This is a genomic window from Paenibacillus sp. JCM 10914, from assembly GCF_001315105.1.
Classification (GTDB): domain Bacteria; phylum Bacillota; class Bacilli; order Paenibacillales; family Paenibacillaceae; genus Paenibacillus_AQ.
In genome coordinates, this window is the sequence record NZ_BAZR01000006.1 from 180,294 (window position 1) to 195,638 (window position 15,345).

Genomic DNA, 15,345 nt, shown 5'->3' on the forward strand with positions numbered 1-15,345 from the left:
GGATTAACGTATATATTTAGTCATGATACAGCTGTCGAGTATATTGCTCGGCGGCCTCTTTGTTTTTTTCGGCAAAATCCATCGCCGGAGAGAAGGATAATCCGCTAGCTTCGAGAATATCATGAGGCATAGGCCATAGGTGTCAAGGAAGCGGAGGTGTTGATATAGGGTGTCGACATACGAGTACTATAAAGATATATTTGCGAATACCCCGAGGCCGTTTGCGATGCTGGATCTGGACATGCTGGATGACAATGCTAGGGCTATTGCACAAGCGGCTGGCAGCAAGAAAGTACGGCTCGCCAGCAAGTCGATCCGCTCGGTGGATGTGCTGCGCCGTATTTTGAATGCCGATCCGGCCTTTCAGGGGATCATGTGTTATACCGCCGCGGAAGCGGTTTTTCTGGCAGGACACGGTTTTGACGATCTGCTGCTAGGGTACCCGCAGTGGGAACCGCAGGCGATCCAGTCCCTAGTTAATCTGGTCGGCGATGGCCGGTCGGTCACCCTCATGGTGGATAGTCTTGAGCATATTATGCATATCGAACAGTTCGCCAAACAACAGGGGACCGTTGTACCGCTCTGTATCGATGTCGATATGTCGATGAGTTATCCGGGCCTGCACTTTGGGGTATGGCGATCGCCGATATCATCATGGGACGGCATGCAATCTCTTGTGGAACGAATTCTTCAATCCCCATGGCTTCGTCTGGATGGCATCATGGGGTATGAGGCGCAAGTGGCAGGCGTTGGTGACAATGCGGCAGGAAAGTGGCTGAAGAATCAAGCCGTGCAATTCCTGAAGAAGCGTTCCATCGTGGAAGCGGCTAAACGCAGGCAGGAAGTCGTGGAGCAGCTTGCATTAATGAAGGTTGCCCTTCGCTTCGTGAACGCCGGCGGGACAGGCAGCATGGAGAGTTCGAGACAGGAAGCGTGGGTCACGGAGATTACGGCTGGCTCAGGATTCTACGCACCAGGCTTATTCGATCATTACGCTTCATTCCGTTATAAACCGGCGGCCGCTTATGCCGTTGAGGTTGTGCGAATTCCGAAGCCCGGGCTTGTAACATGCATGGGCGGGGGATATACCGCGTCCGGGGCTGTGGGCCAAGACAAGCTGGCTAAACCTTATTTGCCCACAGGACTCAGGCTCCTTGCGCTGGAAGGCGTAGGTGAGGTGCAGACGCCGCTGCAATTGCCGGAGCAAACGCAGCTCAAACTGGGCGATCCGGTATTTTTCCGCCATGCCAAGGCGGGTGAGTTATGCGAGCGGTTCAATACGTTATATGCGGTCTCGCAAGGCCGCATTGTGGATGAGTATGCTACCTATCGTGGAATGGGAGAGTGTTTTCTATGACGCAGAGCATGTGGTCGAATTGGTCCGGATCGGTACAAGCGAGGCCGCAAATCGTGTTGAATCCGGCTTCGATCGATGATGTAGTGAAGCTCGTGCAGATGTGTCGACAAGAGGGCCGCCGGCTGCGCGTGGTTGGATCGGGTCATTCGTTCACGCCCATTGCGGCATCGGAGGATTGCCTGGTATCGCTGGATCATATGCAAGGGCTCGTGCATGTGGATACGCAGTCAAGGACAGCTAAGGTATGGGCGGGAACGAAGCTGAAGCTGCTCGGGGAGCTGTTGTTTCAGCACGGCCTGGCACAAGAGAATCTGGGGGATATTGATGTGCAGTCCATTGCGGGGGCGATCAGTACGGGCACGCATGGTACCGGAAGGACATTTGGCAACATCTCGACGCAGGTGGTAGGATTCACGGTCGTGACGGGTACGGGCGAGGTGATGGAATGCACGGCCGAGTCGGATCTGAAGCGGTTCAAAGCATTGCAGGTATCACTGGGTACACTCGGCATCATCGTGCAGATTACCTTGAGACTCGAGCCTGCCTATCGATTGGAGTATGTCAGCCGCCGGGTCACCTTGGATGAGTGCCTGCAACAGCAGGCTCAATGGGCTGAAGCGAATCGCCATTTTGAATTCTATTGGTTCCCTTATGCGTTGCCTTGCCAGATCAAGACGATGAACCTAACGCAGGATGAACCGAAAGATCACCCGGTCAAGGATTACATAAATGAAGTGTTGGTGGAGAATACGCTGTTCGGATGGGTCTCGGAGTTGTGTCGTAAAGTACCGCAAACCAGTACCCTTGTCAGCCGCTTCTCCGCATCGCAAGTCCCGCTTGGCCGCAAGGTCCATCACAGCCATAAACTGTTCGCGACACAGCGTCTTGTTCGGTTTAACGAGATGGAGTATAACCTGCCGGCAGAAGCGATGAATGCTGTGATTGAGGAGATGCGGATCGAGCTATCGCGCAAGCCGTATCGGGTACATTTTCCCGTAGAATGCCGATATGCCAAAGGCGACGACATTTGGCTGAGTCCGGCCTACGGCAGAGACTCGGCTTATATCGCGATCCATATGTACAGGGGCATGCCGCATGCAGAATATTTTAACGCGATGGAGCGAATATTTCTGCGGTATGGCGGCAGACCGCATTGGGGGAAGATGCACTCGCTGGAAGCCGCGCAATTGCAAGAGATGTACCCGATGTGGGAATCGTTTCAGCAGGTCCGCCATGAGCTGGATCCGGACGGGATTTTCCTGAATGATTACGTAGGCAAGTTATTCGGGATCACGAATCCGAGGGCGGATGCGAATCGAGAGATTGTGTAAGTCCTATTGGAGGGAATTCAAATTGAACCCTTAGCTGTTGCGAACAGCTAAGGGTTCTTTAGCATGAATACGAGCAAGAAGACATCATCGTTTCCCGTACAATGATAGTCCTATTGTTTTAATTTTATAGTAAAAAAATTACAATTAAATGCAACTATTTACTATTTTGGAGCGTCTATATTAAGAGAAGGCTTGGTTGTGCCAGGTTTCAGCGGGAATGCCTTAATTGTGGGGAAATTCCTGTTGTCCTGTTGCAATATAAAAATTATAGCACTCTTTGCTTAGCCAGGGGTAAGGCGGACAACTCGTAATTACATTATCGGATTAGCTTTACGATTAGCTAAACGGAGAGTCGCGGGAGGGGCTGGATTTTAGTTGAAACGAAAGTTGAAGTCAGCATTTGTTGCCAGTGTTGTTGCCTGTTCCACGCTCTTAATGTCATCACAAGCGCTCGCAGCAGAAGTCATGTTCACGAATTCAACAAGCACGAATAGCTCGTTTAACCGCGGTGCCGCCGCCGATTATGCTGAAACATGGGCAACACAAGCCAATCCTAATTACGCTAATTATGGAAGTAACAGTGACGGAGGGGATTGCACTAACTTTGTATCCCAAGCATTGTATGAAGGAGGCGGATTGCCTTTTAACGGAACCAAAGGACAGAATCGAAATACGGTTGATTGGTACTATTATGGCCCTCATGTTCCGCCGTCTACAAATCCGAGAACTTCTTCTTGGACCGGGGCACATCAATTCCGGGAGCATTTTGCGGTGATCAACGATCAAGGTGGGAAAAAGGCATACAGGGCAACAAAATATACATCACAGGAATTAAGCAATAACTTCCAACCCATCTATAATGAATTGTATCGGGGAGATATTGTCCAACACGTTAATTCAGCGGGACATACGATCCATTCACAAATAGTAAATGGTTATGGGCCAGGCAACGATCTTAAAGTCGCACAACATTCTGTTAACAACGGCACATGGAACAAGGATATCTCGCTAAAATCCTATGTCGCTTACGGCTCGTGGATTGTATCCATCAAAATTAAAAGCTAAAGGAGCTGAGCAAAGTTGAAGAAAAGAACGTGGATCATTCTTTCTGTCTGCAGTGCTGTGGCCATTGCGGGGGGGACGTGGGCTAACATGAACGCGAATAAGATTAATGCTAACAGTCCATCCCTGCAAGAGAAGGTTTCATATGCAAATGAAAGCTATGAAGCACAGAAACAAATTGCTGATGCACCTGGAGCTACAACAGCCGATGAACAGAAGCTTAAAGAACTGGGGAGCAGGGCCGGAGAATTAGAAGCTGAACTCCATCCATCAAGCGCCATTGACGAGTTTAACGAGGTTTTTGCAGGCTATAAAGACCTATACGCGATTGAAAGTGCCTATTATGCTGACCAGCAGAATTCCGAAGATCCGGCTGTGCAACGAGTTTTGATAGAGCTGGAGAAAAAAGGAGCATTGATCGCTCAGTTCGAAAATCAGGCCCAAAGCCAAACGTTGAGTAAATCTGATGCTGGGGAATCCTTATTGGATCAGTTCATGGAAGCAACAAGTGAACTAAATAAGGAGTTGTACCCGGAACAATATGAATAGGTACTAATCATGAAGTCCTGATTACTCGGCTAAATAGAAAGTCCCAGGGGAATCCTGTTGGGAAAACGAAGAAAAGGATGAGCCATTCGTGCATCCCCGTGTAAAAGTTTTCTTCCTTACCACATGCAGTCTAATCCTGTTCCTCTTCTGCATAGGGTCCGGTGCCCACGCACAGAAACCGAAAGAGCTTGAGCTCGAACGGGCGCTGTTACAGCAGTTGCATCCTGTGATTCGCTCGTCGATGCAGGAGATTTTCCATGAACAGTACCCGTTCTTCGCTTGTGAACGAATCGAATCGTTGAACGAGCAGGTGACGATGAAGGAAGAAGGGAATCATGCCCGTGCTGTGGACGCGATGCATGGGGCGCATTACTTCACCATAACGGTCTCCGTCTGCAAGACGAGCGGTGAAACCGTGGAGCTGTACTTAAAGAACGATACGTCGACGGCTGCCTATTACCTTGAAGGATTCAGGATCAAGTAGCTGTGTGTATTGCAGGAACAAGGGGCAATCCCGGAAGTCGCATGACTTCCCATGGATTGCCCCTTGTGGCGCGTTATAAGGATTCCTTAATCACACGCTTATAGAACAGGACGGACAACAGACCGAAGATGGAATATAGTCCGGTATATAGCAGCATGACGATCACCATCGGCATCCACAGCTCCGTGCCGAAGAAGAACCAGCCGGACTGGACCGCGAAGTAGCTGTGCGACAAACCCACGATCAGCGGAATCCCGAAATTGAACAGCTGTTTGAATTGAATACCGCGCAGCAGATTACTCTGAGTGAATCCGAGCTTTCGCAGAATCGTATAGTTCGGTCGTTCTTCCTCACCTTCATCCATCTGCTTGAAATAGAGGATACAGCCCGAGGTGATGAGGAAGGTGAGTCCCAGGAAGCCGACGATGAACATGATCAGCCCCATGTTGCTCTTCTGGGTAATCAGCATTTCACGCTGGGACAGATTGCCGAATTGACCCTCAAGGTCAAGCTGTTTAAAGAGCATGTTGGCTTGGTCAAGCTTCGTGACATCAACAATATCGATACCGTGATAGACTTGGGGCAGCTCCTGGACGTCGGGATTCAGGTCAACGGATAAACGTTCGAATATTGTGTCGTCTACAATAGCCGTCGGTAAGCCGCCGCTGGAATACTGATAGGAAATATAGGCGTCTTTGTTCAGGCCGATCAGTTCCTGCTGAATACGCTCCGTCTGCCCTCTGAATTCAATCTGGCCGCTATCCTGAATCGCATGAATTGCTCGATGGCGTCGCTTGAGCCCGTGAAGAGCACTTCTTCAGGAGTGACATCAAGGCCGGGGATGCTCTTATCGCTGAGCACTGGAATCGTCATCAGATTCGGATCTCCATTCTTGCCTTCCACCTGTACGCCGATGGAACCGATGACCTGGGATACGTCGGTCTCGATTTGCAGAACTTCGCGCTCGATTTCCTTGAATTCGATATCTTCCTCGATGAGTGCCTGCTTGAAGGCAGCTAAGTCGTCTGGCTTAGCCACGGCAAAATGATTCGGCACGCTCTGCTCGGAGGATTTCTCCGCTGAATAGTAAGAAATGTAGCTGAGTGACAAGAGACCGATTGCAAGCGCAGACACGGTCGTAATAATCGTCAATAACAAGGCGTTCGATTTCATGCGAAACATGATGGAGGACAGGGACAGTACTTCGTTCAGTGACAGATAACCGCCCTTGCTCTTGCGGATCGCATTGAAAATAAAGCTGACGGAGCCTTTATAGAACAAATAAGTGCCGAAGATGACCGATCCCAGAATCAGGATCATGGCCAGAAACAATTCATTCATGGAGGTGAAATCGCCGCCGAAGAGCTTGGTCGACACGTAATACCCCAGCCCGATCAGGCCAATGCCGGCAATGCCCATCAACACCTCCAGAATCGACATTTTCTTGATCTGGTTCTCCGTTGTGGATACTGCGCGGAAGAGTGATAAGATGCTCTGTCTCTTGATGAACGCATAGTTCATGATCATGATAAGCACGTAGATGGCGGCGAATACAATCACCGTCTGCAGCAATGCCTCCACCCTAAATGATAAGGATGCCTCAGTATCGACCCCCGTCACTTTAAACAATATCATCAGGATCAATCTGGAGGCTGCAAAGCCGGCGAAGATGCCAATCACCATGGAGCCAAAATATAGAATGAGGTTCTCGGCGCTCAAGATTCGGAAGATGCGCCCCTTCGTTAATCCGATTAACTGGAACAATCCGATCTCTTTGCTCCGTCGTTTGATGAAGATGGTATTGGCGTACAGCAGGAAGATCGCCACGATTCCCACGAGCAATACCGAAGAGGCTCCAAGTGCGGCTCCGCCCTTAATGCTGCCCGCCGCTTCATCCATAGCAGGGTCATACTGCAGAGTGACAAACGAGAAGTACAAGCCCACGCTGAAGATCAACGCGAACACATAGAGATAATAGTTTTTGATATTTTTCTTCAGATTGCGGTAGATGAGGTCATTAATGTTCATACTGGACACCGCCTAGCACGCCTTGCGTCTTGATGATGTCGTTGAAGAAGGCCTGTCTGCTCTGCTCTCCCTTGTTCAATTGGGTGTAAATCTGCCCGTCCTTGATGAATACGACACGGCTGCAGTAGCTGGCGGCTACGGGGTCATGGGTCACCATAATGATCGTTGAGGAGATTTTTTGGTTCAAATCGCTAAGTTTGTTGAGCAGATCTGACGCCGATTTGGAATCGAGCGCTCCGGTTGGTTCATCCGCAAAAATAATGCTTGGATCATGAATGAACGCACGAGCCGCGGAGGTGCGCTGTTTCTGACCGCCGGAAATCTCGTTTGGATATTTGTTCGCAAGCTCATGGATGCCAAGCTCGGTGGCGATGGTTTGAAATTTGCGATGAGCTTCTTTTTTGGATACGTTCTGGATCGATAAGGGAAGCAGAATATTTTCCTTCACGGTGAGGGTATCCAGCAAGTTATATTCCTGAAAAATAAATCCGAGATGATGTTTGCGGAATTCGGCTAGCTCCTTCTCCTTCATGCCGGTGAATTCCTTGCCTTCGATCTTGATGCTGCCGAGGCTCACCTTATCGATAGAGGAGAGTACATTCAAGAGCGTGGTCTTACCTGAACCGGACGCGCCCATGATACTGACGAATTCTCCCTTCTCCACGCGAAGATCCACTCCCCGCAGAACGTCTTGTTTATTAAATTTATTGCCGTAGCTTTTATGAATTTGAGTCGCTTCAAGTATAGCCAATTTCATTCACTCCTTTGTTGTCTCTGACTTCTATGATATAGGAGCGAAGGGCTTCTTCGCCTTCGATTGAACGAACAAATTGCAAAAGCATGTGACATTGTTGTCACACGCCGGTTATTTGCAATACGTCGTTCTTGCGTGGAAACGTGAGGGTGAAGGCGGTTCCTTGACCGGAAGTCGAGGCGACAGCCACTTGAATACGAAGGGCATCCGCTACCTTTTGCGTTAAATATAGTCCCATGCCAGTGGCCGCATGGTCTTGGTGCTGTGTCGTGGACGTGAAGCCTCTGTCAAAAATCCGCGGTAAGTCCTGCGGATCGATGCCCCGACCTGAGTCCTGTACGAGCAATCGCACATGATCTCCCTCCATATAGCTCTCGATCACGATATCCGAAGTCTCGCTGTACTTCACGGCGTTCGTTAGCAATTGGCGGAGGATAAAACCGAGCCACTTCCCGTCCGTCAGCACTTCCGTCGCTTGAAGAGAGACGTCGAAGCCGATGCCTTTTTGCAGACACCATGACCGTAGTGCCCGTATCTCGGCATACAGAATCGGTTCCAGCGCCAAGCGCTCCATATACAGATCGTTCTGAATGAACGGGATGCGCTTGTGATGGAGCTGCTGGTCCAGCAGATGATGGATCCGGAGCCACTCGTACATGAGCTGTGATTGGAGCGTGTCATCTTCCAGACGTTCGATCATCAGCCGCATCGTGGTCAGCGGAGTCTTCACTTCGTGAATCCAGGACAACAGCTCGTCCTTCTCCTGTTCCAGCTCCGTCCGATGTGCGGAGGTTTCCCGCTTGTAGCGCTCGGTTTGCAGCGTGAGGATGTCCATGGCGATGGCCTCGAATGGTCGTTCCGGTTCGCTGATCGATGCTAAATCGTAAGTATCGTCCCACACTTGAAGGCTTTTGTAGAACTTGGTCTCCCGGTTGTACTGGACGAAGAGAAAGACCCCAAAGATGAGAATGGATAGAAAGACGATATAGAGCATCGGCAGGAACGGGATTTGGGCATCGATGGCTGCCACGAACAGGAGAAGAAACTGCAGGCACAGGAAGAACAGAATCCAGCTCAAACGTTCCCGGAGATAGACCATGATCATATATGCACCTCTTCGGTAGCCATATAGCCTTGTCCCACCTTGGTTTCGATATAAGGGTCAAGGCCGATCGTCTCCAGTTTCTTGCGCAGCCGGTTCACATTGACGGTCAGCGTATTGTCACTAACGAAGTGTTCGTTGTCCCATAAGTTCTTAATTAACTCATCCCGGCTTACGATTTCATTCTTGCGCTCAATCAGCAACTTGAGAATCAGCATTTCATTCTTGGTGAGCAAGGCAGCCCCATCTGGGGTGCTAATCGTATTCTTAACATATTCAACCGTTGCCCCTCGCCATACCCTCAGCTCGGTCCGCTCGGCATTGTAGTTATACACGCGGCGAAGCGTAGCTTGGAGCTTGGCTACAAGCACTTCGAAATGAAACGGCTTCTGTATAAAATCATCTGCACCAAGCTGCATGGACATCACCATGTCGGTCGGGTGGTCTCTCGAGGACAGGAAGATGATCGGTACATTGGAATGGGAACGGATCATGCGGCACCAGTGAAAGCCGTCGAACTTGGGCAGTTGGATATCAATAATGACGAGGTCTGGATGCAGAGCTGTAAATTCTTGCAGGACCTGGCTGAAATCCTGTACCCCATGCACGGTATACGACCACTGCGACAGTCGTTCCTTCACTTCCTGAAATAAGGTCACATCGTCTTCAATTAGCATAATGTTAAACAATGGGATCACCACACTTTGATGTATTTCGCATTTAATTCCCAGTGTATAGTAAATATCTATTATGCGCTATTCGTGATGGGGTTTATGAATAACGGCTATAGGATAGAGGAAGGGAGCTTATACAAATGAATACACCGCGTAAAGGACGCGCTTATGCCGCCGTATTACTCTATACCCTGATTATTGGTTTCTCCTTCATGTTCGCCAAGATGGCAATCACGATTGCAGATCCGCTGGATACGCTGGCGCACCGCTTTACGATCTCGCTTGCCGCTGCTTCCGCTGCACTGCTGATGACACGCAGACGCTTCAGATGGAGGAAGAAGGAGATGCTGGCCGTCATACCGCTGGCCGTGTTTTACCCACTCCTGTTCTTCATCCTGCAGACTTTGGGACTTGTTTATACCACTTCGGCCGAGGCCGGCATTATAAACGCTACCGTACCGATCTTCACGATGCTGCTTGCTTCACTGTTTCTGAAGGAGCATTCGAACGCGCTGCAAAAGTCTTTCACCGCCATATCGGTGGCGGGGGTTATCCTGATCTTTGTCTTGAAAGGCGTCTCATTGGCTTCTTCCAGTACGCTCGGCATTATCCTCATTCTGTTATCGGCCTTATCGACGTCCGTGTACACGGTCATGGCTCGCAGGCTGACCCAGAAGCAGTCCGTGCTTGATATTACGTTTATGATGTCTCTGCTCGGATTTGTCACGTTCAATGTTATATCCGTATCAAGACACGCTGCCGTGGGAAATGTATCTCAATATTTCGCTGCTTTTTCCCATCCGACTTTCGTATGGTCAGTTCTCTATCTGGGGGTGTTGGCGTCACTTGGAACCTCGCTGCTGGCGAACTATACTTTGTCCCAGCTTGAAGCTTCGCGTATGTCCATCTTTAATAATCTGTCGACCATCATTACCATCTTCGCTGGCGTACTCTTTCTGCAGGAACAGATTGCGTACTATCATATCCTAGGAGCAGTGCTAGTCATTACTGGCGTGATCGGCGTCAGTCTGGCGGGACATCATAAGTCTCGATCAGCGGTCATAAGGTCCATTCAGAAAAATTGAATATTAACCAAACTCTCCATATGAATTAAGGCCATCCCATACAAGAATATTCGTATCACTTGCCTAGCGGAAGTATCTTGATTAATTAGGTATTACCTAATAAAATAAGGTAATACCTAATATTTCGGATATCGGAGGCGGGAGTTTTGCTCGTATGGATGCTACGGAATGTCATGGCCGATAGAGGGATATGGTCCGGGGCGGCGTTAGCCCGATTGATGAAGCAGAAGGCGAACTACAGTCTTTCGGCTGCATCGATTAGCGCCTTGCTGAACGGTCAGCCGCGGCAGATGAAGGCGGAGACGTTAGACGCTCTTTGTACGACTTTATCTTGTACCCCAAGTGAGTTGTGGTATATACACCACCATCCAAAACCAGGGAGGCTTAACAAAAGCATGACAGTAAGAACGATAGTGCCGTTTGGCGACCCTATTCTGCGTAAGACCGCTCGTCCGGTGGACAACGTGAATACCAGGGTCGTGAAGATACTGGATGATATGGCAGAGACACTGTACGATCGTGAAGGTCGCGCGGGTCTTGCTGCGCCTCAGATCGGGATCTTGCGCAGGTTGGTTGTGATGGACTGCGGAGAAGGATTGATTGAACTGATTAATCCCGAGATTGTGGAGACGGACGGGGAGCAGCAGCTCGGCCCCGAAGCCTGTCTGTCCTATCCAGGGTATTATGGCTATGTGAAGCGGGCTGAACGGGTGATTGTGAAGACGTTGAACCGTAAAGGGGAGACGATCTTGTTAGAGGGAGAAGGTTATCTGGCCAGATGCATGCAGCATGAGATCGATCATCTGAATGGCGTATTGTTCGTTGATCATATTCAGGATGAGTGGCTCTATCATGAGGAGACTCATCGCCGAATCGAATTGCTACCGGTGCTCGGATTATCGAATACAGGAACATGAAATGATAAAAGGATGCCTTTCGGGTGTCCTTTTTCATTGCGTAGTCATAGTTCGTTTGACAGTAGTGAAAAGCTGTGTTAATATTATCTTAAATTAAAGATATATTAGTTCGAAATAATAATGCGTAACCGGCTTACTCATACTTTTGATAATACCAATACTGGAGGAGTATAATCATGAATGGATTAAAGGGAATACATCATGTAACAGCGATTACCAGCAGCGCGGAGAAGAACTATGAGTTTTTCACTTATGTACTCGGCATGCGCCTTGTGAAGAAGACTGTGAATCAGGATGATATTCAGACATATCATTTGTTTTTCGCCGATGATAGAGGAAATGCGGGAACGGACATGACATTCTTTGATTTCCCCGGCATTCCGAAAGGTCGACACGGTACGGATGAGATTTACAAGACTTCATTCCGTGTTCCAGACGATGCGGCACTCGACTATTGGGTGAAACGATTGGACCGGCTGGCAGTGAAGAATTATGGCATTAAGGAGCTGTTTGGTAAGAAGACGCTGTCCTTCGTGGACTTTGACGATCAGCACTATCAACTGATCTCGGATGAGAACAATCAGGGCATAGCATCAGGAACGCCATGGCAGAAGGGGCCGATTCCGCTGGAGTATGCGATTACGGGGCTGGGTCCGATATTTGTCCGAGTATCAAATTTCGATCATTTCAAGGAAATGATGGAGACGGTACTGGAATTTAAGGAGATTGGCAAGGAAGGCGCACTGCATCTGTTTGAAGTGGGCGAGGGAGGTAACGGGGCACAGGTGGTTGTGGATTATAATGCCGTGTTGCCGCGCAGTATCCAAGGCTTTGGTACAGTTCACCATGCGGCCTTCCGTGTAGAGGATCGGAATGTTCTGGAGCACTGGATCAAACGACTGGATGACTTCCAGTATCATACGTCGGGGTTTGTAGACCGCCATTTTTTCCAGTCACTGTATGCACGTGTCGCACCGCAAATCCTGTTCGAATTCGCCACAGATGGACCGGGATTTATGGGCGATGAGCCATATGAAACACTGGGTGAGAAGCTTTCCCTCCCACCATTCCTGGAGCCGAAGCGTGAGCAGATCGAGCGGATGGTGCGACCGATTGATACGGTGCGCAGTGATAAGGAATTCGCGAAGGAATAATTGCGAATTTATGATTCAGTAGGAAGCAGTCCGGCTTGCGACCAGCAAGTTCAGGGCTGCTTCTTTGACGATGTACAGCTCACTCATTCTGTTGCACCTCCCGATTAGGTACATTAATTTCAGTTTAAATACAAATACTGTATAGGAATTGATGACTAACGGGCTGAGGTGGATGGATTTGAAGAGGGATTTATTTAAGAATGTCGTATTTATGGTGTCGGCTGTTCTGATCGCCATTATTGCGATATTGGGAGCGGTTATGCCGGAGGCGTTCGGCGAAGTTGCCGGGTACTTATATCGGTTCACTACGAATAACTTCGGATGGTTCTACCTGTTATCGATTTTCGTAATCATTATCTTTTTGATCTGGGTTGCAGGCAGCAAATATGGATCTATACGGCTCGGAGGCGAGAAGAGCAAGCCGGAGTACCCGTTTTTCACCTGGATCGGAATGCTCTTCTCCGCCGGGTTTGGGGTCGGGCTTGTATTTTGGGGTGTAGCGGAGCCGATGAGTCATTTCTTTACGACCCCGTTTGGCGGTGTGGAGGCTCAGGGCACTGAGGCAGCTAGGCTGGCGATGGGTTACGCGTTCTTTCACTGGGGCATCAGCCAGTGGTCTGTGTTCGCTATTATAGGACTTGTGATTGCCTTTCTCCAATTTCGCAAGCAGAAGGATGGGCTCGTCTCAACGGCACTTGAGCCTGTGACCGGATCTAAGCCGGTTGTTAAGAACAGCATCGATATCCTGTCAGTCATTGCAACTGTCATGGGGATTGCGACATCGATCGGTCTTGGCGTCATGCAGATGAGCGGTGGTCTGAATACGATCATGGGCTTCCATAACGGAATCGGACTGCAATTGATCATGCTCGGCATTATTTTTGTAGGGTATATGATATCGACTACGACGGGGCTGGATAAAGGGATCAAACATCTCAGTAACCTTAACCTGGCAATGGCTCTGTTGTTCTTGCTGTTTGTGTTCATTACGGGGCCATCGGTGTTTATTCTGGAGACGTTCACTTTGGCGCTGGGTGACTACATAACCAATTTTGTGTCCTATAGCTTGCGACTACAGCCTTATGCAGAAGGGAGCTGGGTGCGGGAGTGGACGATCTTCTATTGGGCATGGGCGATTGCTTGGTCGCCTTATGTGGGGGCATTCGTGGCCAGGGTGTCCAAAGGAAGAACCGTGAGGGAATTCATTGTTGGCGTTATGGTGGTTCCGCCGGTGATCGCTTGCCTGTGGATTGCTGTGTTCGGTGGAACGGCCATCTGGTTTGATCTACATGAGAATACCGGCATCGCGGCAGCGGTTAATGCGGACGTGACTTCGGCGCTGTTCCAACTCTTCAATCAGTTGCCGTTCTCATCTGTGATGAACGTGTTGGCGATTATCTTGATTTTGACGTTTCTCGTGACGTCGGCCGACTCCGCGACCTATATTCTGGCCAGTATGACTACCCGAGGGAGTCTGAATCCCCCGCATCTTGCAAAAATCATCTGGGGCACGCTGATGGCCGCCATCGCAGGTGTTCTTCTGTACTCTGGCGGTCTTGAGGCGCTGCAGACGGCTTCGCTGATCGCAGCCCTGCCGTTCACCGTGCTGCTGCTAATGCTCATCATTGCCGTAGTCAAGCTGTTGCGACGCGAGCCTTGCCGGTTCGAAAAGCAGACTTGAAGCGATTCCGGCGGCTGGAAGAGGCAGCGAATAAAGAGAAGAAGCAGTAATGAGATGAATAAACAGGAGTGTCTGCGGACACTCCTGTTTATTCTAATGCACGCCTTATGGTACATCTATCGGTGGATGTACCTACGGTCTATGTAGTCGTGCCTGAAGAGTGCGGGCTTTCGTTATCAGCCCCGCAGGCACTATGAATGAGCCACTGCACGGTAGACAGGCTGAACCGGTTCTTCTACAGGGCGCTTGCTATTGGATTCTTGATCTCTTAATAGGTTATAGGTGATGCATATCGGCTTGGTCGTGCGTGGATCGCGTCCAATCTCAGCATCGATGTGGAATACTTGTTTAAGCACCTCATGAGAGATAACCTCATCCGGTGTTCCGGCATGGACGATGTTGCCGTCTTTCATCGCGATGATGTAGTCTGCGAACCGCGCAGCCTGATTCAGATCGTGTAGAACCATTACGATCGTGCGTTGCTGCTCAACGTTGAGCTTTTCCAGCAGTTCAAGGATTTCAAGCTGATGAGCCATATCCAGGTAAGTAGTTGGCTCATCGAGAAAAATCATCTCGGTTTCTTGCGCGAGCGCCATGGCAATCCATACACGTTGGCGTTGTCCGCCGGACAAGGCATCCACCGAGCGGAATTTATAATCATGCGTCCCAGTAACTTCTAATGCCCAATCAATGACCTCCATGTCTTGTTTGGTGAGGCGTCCGAAGCCGCGCTGATGGGGGTAACGTCCGTAGGATACGAGTTCACCCACGGTCAATCCGCCGGGTCCTTCCGGTGTCTGTGGTAGAATGGCCAGTTTCTTGGCGAGCAGCTTCGTGTTCATCTTGGCAATTTCTTCTCCATCGAGAACAGCGGCTCCTGCTTGGTAAGGAATGATCCGGGTTACGGCTTTGAGAAGAGTCGACTTTCCGCAGCCATTGGGCCCGATGATCGTAGTTATTCTTTTATCAGGTATATTGACGTCCAGACGGTTTAATATTAGATTCTCGCCGTATCCGACGCTAATTTGATTTGTACTTAGGCGAATCATAGTGTCACCTCCAACTTTGTTAGCGAACCTATATCGATAATGATTCTCAATTTCATCCATTAATATAATGTTTGCTCCCTCATCTTGTCAATCCATATCTTAATGGGAAAATCAGATG

At 49.5% G+C, this 15,345-nt stretch carries 12 protein-coding genes and 3 pseudogenes; 10 read left to right on the forward strand and 5 right to left on the reverse strand.

All coding sequences use genetic code 11. The annotated features are described in order from the left end of the window. Positions 1 to 169 precede the first annotated feature (169 nt). The 5 genes from JCM10914_RS10505 to JCM10914_RS10525 all read left to right on the forward strand — a co-directional run bounded on the left by JCM10914_RS10505 (position 170) and on the right by JCM10914_RS10525 (position 4,783). Entirely contained in the window at positions 170 to 1,357 is a 1,188-nt protein-coding gene (locus tag JCM10914_RS10505; RefSeq protein WP_023960486.1) for an amino acid deaminase/aldolase, read from the forward strand. Next, on the forward strand, positions 1,354 to 2,688 hold the full coding sequence (locus tag JCM10914_RS10510) for a D-arabinono-1,4-lactone oxidase (RefSeq protein ID WP_023960488.1): 1,335 nt from the start codon (positions 1,354 to 1,356) through the stop codon (positions 2,686 to 2,688). The genes JCM10914_RS10505 and JCM10914_RS10510 overlap by 4 nt, the downstream gene beginning before the upstream one ends. A 375-nt stretch (positions 2,689 to 3,063) precedes the next feature. Beyond that, the gene (locus JCM10914_RS10515; RefSeq protein WP_036717626.1) at positions 3,064 to 3,753 is read left to right on the forward strand and encodes an amidase domain-containing protein; all 690 of its coding nucleotides are present in this window, start codon (positions 3,064 to 3,066) and stop codon (positions 3,751 to 3,753) included. Between the two features lie 15 nt (positions 3,754 to 3,768). Continuing rightward, positions 3,769 to 4,299: a hypothetical protein gene (locus JCM10914_RS10520; RefSeq protein WP_036717629.1), complete on the forward strand. Its 531-nt coding sequence runs from the start codon at positions 3,769 to 3,771 to the stop codon at positions 4,297 to 4,299. 88 nt (positions 4,300 to 4,387) lie between these two features. Then, positions 4,388 to 4,783 carry a hypothetical protein gene (locus JCM10914_RS10525; protein WP_036717633.1) on the forward strand — a complete coding sequence of 132 codons (396 nt, stop codon included), beginning with the start codon at positions 4,388 to 4,390 and terminating at the stop codon, positions 4,781 to 4,783. A 73-nt stretch (positions 4,784 to 4,856) separates the two neighbouring features. Here the strand turns inward: JCM10914_RS10525 and JCM10914_RS10530 are convergent. The 4 genes and pseudogenes from JCM10914_RS10530 to JCM10914_RS10545 form a co-directional block, all read right to left on the reverse strand. Further along, a pseudogene (locus tag JCM10914_RS10530) lies at positions 4,857 to 6,811 on the reverse strand (FtsX-like permease family protein). Further along, on the reverse strand, positions 6,801 to 7,562 hold the full coding sequence (locus JCM10914_RS10535; RefSeq protein WP_023960500.1) for an ABC transporter ATP-binding protein: 762 nt from the start codon (positions 7,560 to 7,562) through the stop codon (positions 6,801 to 6,803). The pseudogene JCM10914_RS10530 and the gene JCM10914_RS10535 overlap by 11 nt, the downstream one beginning before the upstream one ends. A gap of 103 nt (positions 7,563 to 7,665) precedes the next feature. After that, a complete protein-coding gene (locus JCM10914_RS10540) occupies positions 7,666 to 8,670 on the reverse strand; it encodes a sensor histidine kinase (protein WP_023960502.1) in 1,005 nt (334 codons plus the stop codon). Beyond that, on the reverse strand, positions 8,667 to 9,356 hold the full coding sequence (locus JCM10914_RS10545) for a response regulator transcription factor (RefSeq protein ID WP_023960504.1): 690 nt from the start codon (positions 9,354 to 9,356) through the stop codon (positions 8,667 to 8,669). The genes JCM10914_RS10540 and JCM10914_RS10545 overlap by 4 nt, the downstream gene beginning before the upstream one ends. Positions 9,357 to 9,481: 125 nt before the next feature. Here JCM10914_RS10545 and JCM10914_RS10550 point away from each other — a divergent pair, with 125 nt between their 5' ends. From JCM10914_RS10550 to JCM10914_RS10565, 5 genes and pseudogenes are all read left to right on the forward strand, one after another. Continuing rightward, on the forward strand, positions 9,482 to 10,426 hold the full coding sequence (locus tag JCM10914_RS10550) for a DMT family transporter (protein WP_023960506.1): 945 nt from the start codon (positions 9,482 to 9,484) through the stop codon (positions 10,424 to 10,426). A 173-nt stretch (positions 10,427 to 10,599) separates the two neighbouring features. Further along, positions 10,600 to 10,767, forward strand: a pseudogene (locus JCM10914_RS31335) (helix-turn-helix domain-containing protein); the annotation flags it as partial. 54 nt (positions 10,768 to 10,821) lie between these two features. After that, complete coding sequence (gene def, locus JCM10914_RS10555; protein WP_036717635.1) at positions 10,822 to 11,343, forward strand: peptide deformylase; 522 nt, start codon at positions 10,822 to 10,824, stop codon at positions 11,341 to 11,343. 176 nt (positions 11,344 to 11,519) lie between these two features. Beyond that, positions 11,520 to 12,497: a ring-cleaving dioxygenase gene (locus JCM10914_RS10560; RefSeq protein WP_023960510.1), complete on the forward strand. Its 978-nt coding sequence runs from the start codon at positions 11,520 to 11,522 to the stop codon at positions 12,495 to 12,497. 172 nt (positions 12,498 to 12,669) lie between these two features. After that, a pseudogene (locus tag JCM10914_RS10565) lies at positions 12,670 to 14,228 on the forward strand (BCCT family transporter). Between the two features lie 141 nt (positions 14,229 to 14,369). Here the strand turns inward: JCM10914_RS10565 and JCM10914_RS10570 are convergent. Next, positions 14,370 to 15,227, reverse strand: coding sequence for an ABC transporter ATP-binding protein (locus JCM10914_RS10570; protein WP_023960514.1), 858 nt, complete (start codon positions 15,225 to 15,227; stop codon positions 14,370 to 14,372). Positions 15,228 to 15,345 lie beyond the last annotated feature (118 nt).

Excerpts from the sequence above, each read along its gene's own strand:
- JCM10914_RS10510 (WP_023960488.1), top strand. The coding sequence starts at position 1,354 with ATGACGCAGAGCATGTGGTCGAATTGGTCCGGATCGGTACAAGCGAGG.
- JCM10914_RS10540 (WP_023960502.1), bottom strand. The coding sequence starts at position 8,670 with ATGATCATGGTCTATCTCCGGGAACGTTTGAGCTGGATTCTGTTCTTC.
- JCM10914_RS10550 (WP_023960506.1), top strand. The coding sequence starts at position 9,482 with ATGAATACACCGCGTAAAGGACGCGCTTATGCCGCCGTATTACTCTAT.
- def (WP_036717635.1), top strand. The coding sequence starts at position 10,822 with ATGACAGTAAGAACGATAGTGCCGTTTGGCGACCCTATTCTGCGTAAG.
- JCM10914_RS10560 (WP_023960510.1), top strand. The coding sequence starts at position 11,520 with ATGAATGGATTAAAGGGAATACATCATGTAACAGCGATTACCAGCAGC.
- JCM10914_RS10570 (WP_023960514.1), bottom strand. The coding sequence starts at position 15,227 with ATGATTCGCCTAAGTACAAATCAAATTAGCGTCGGATACGGCGAGAAT.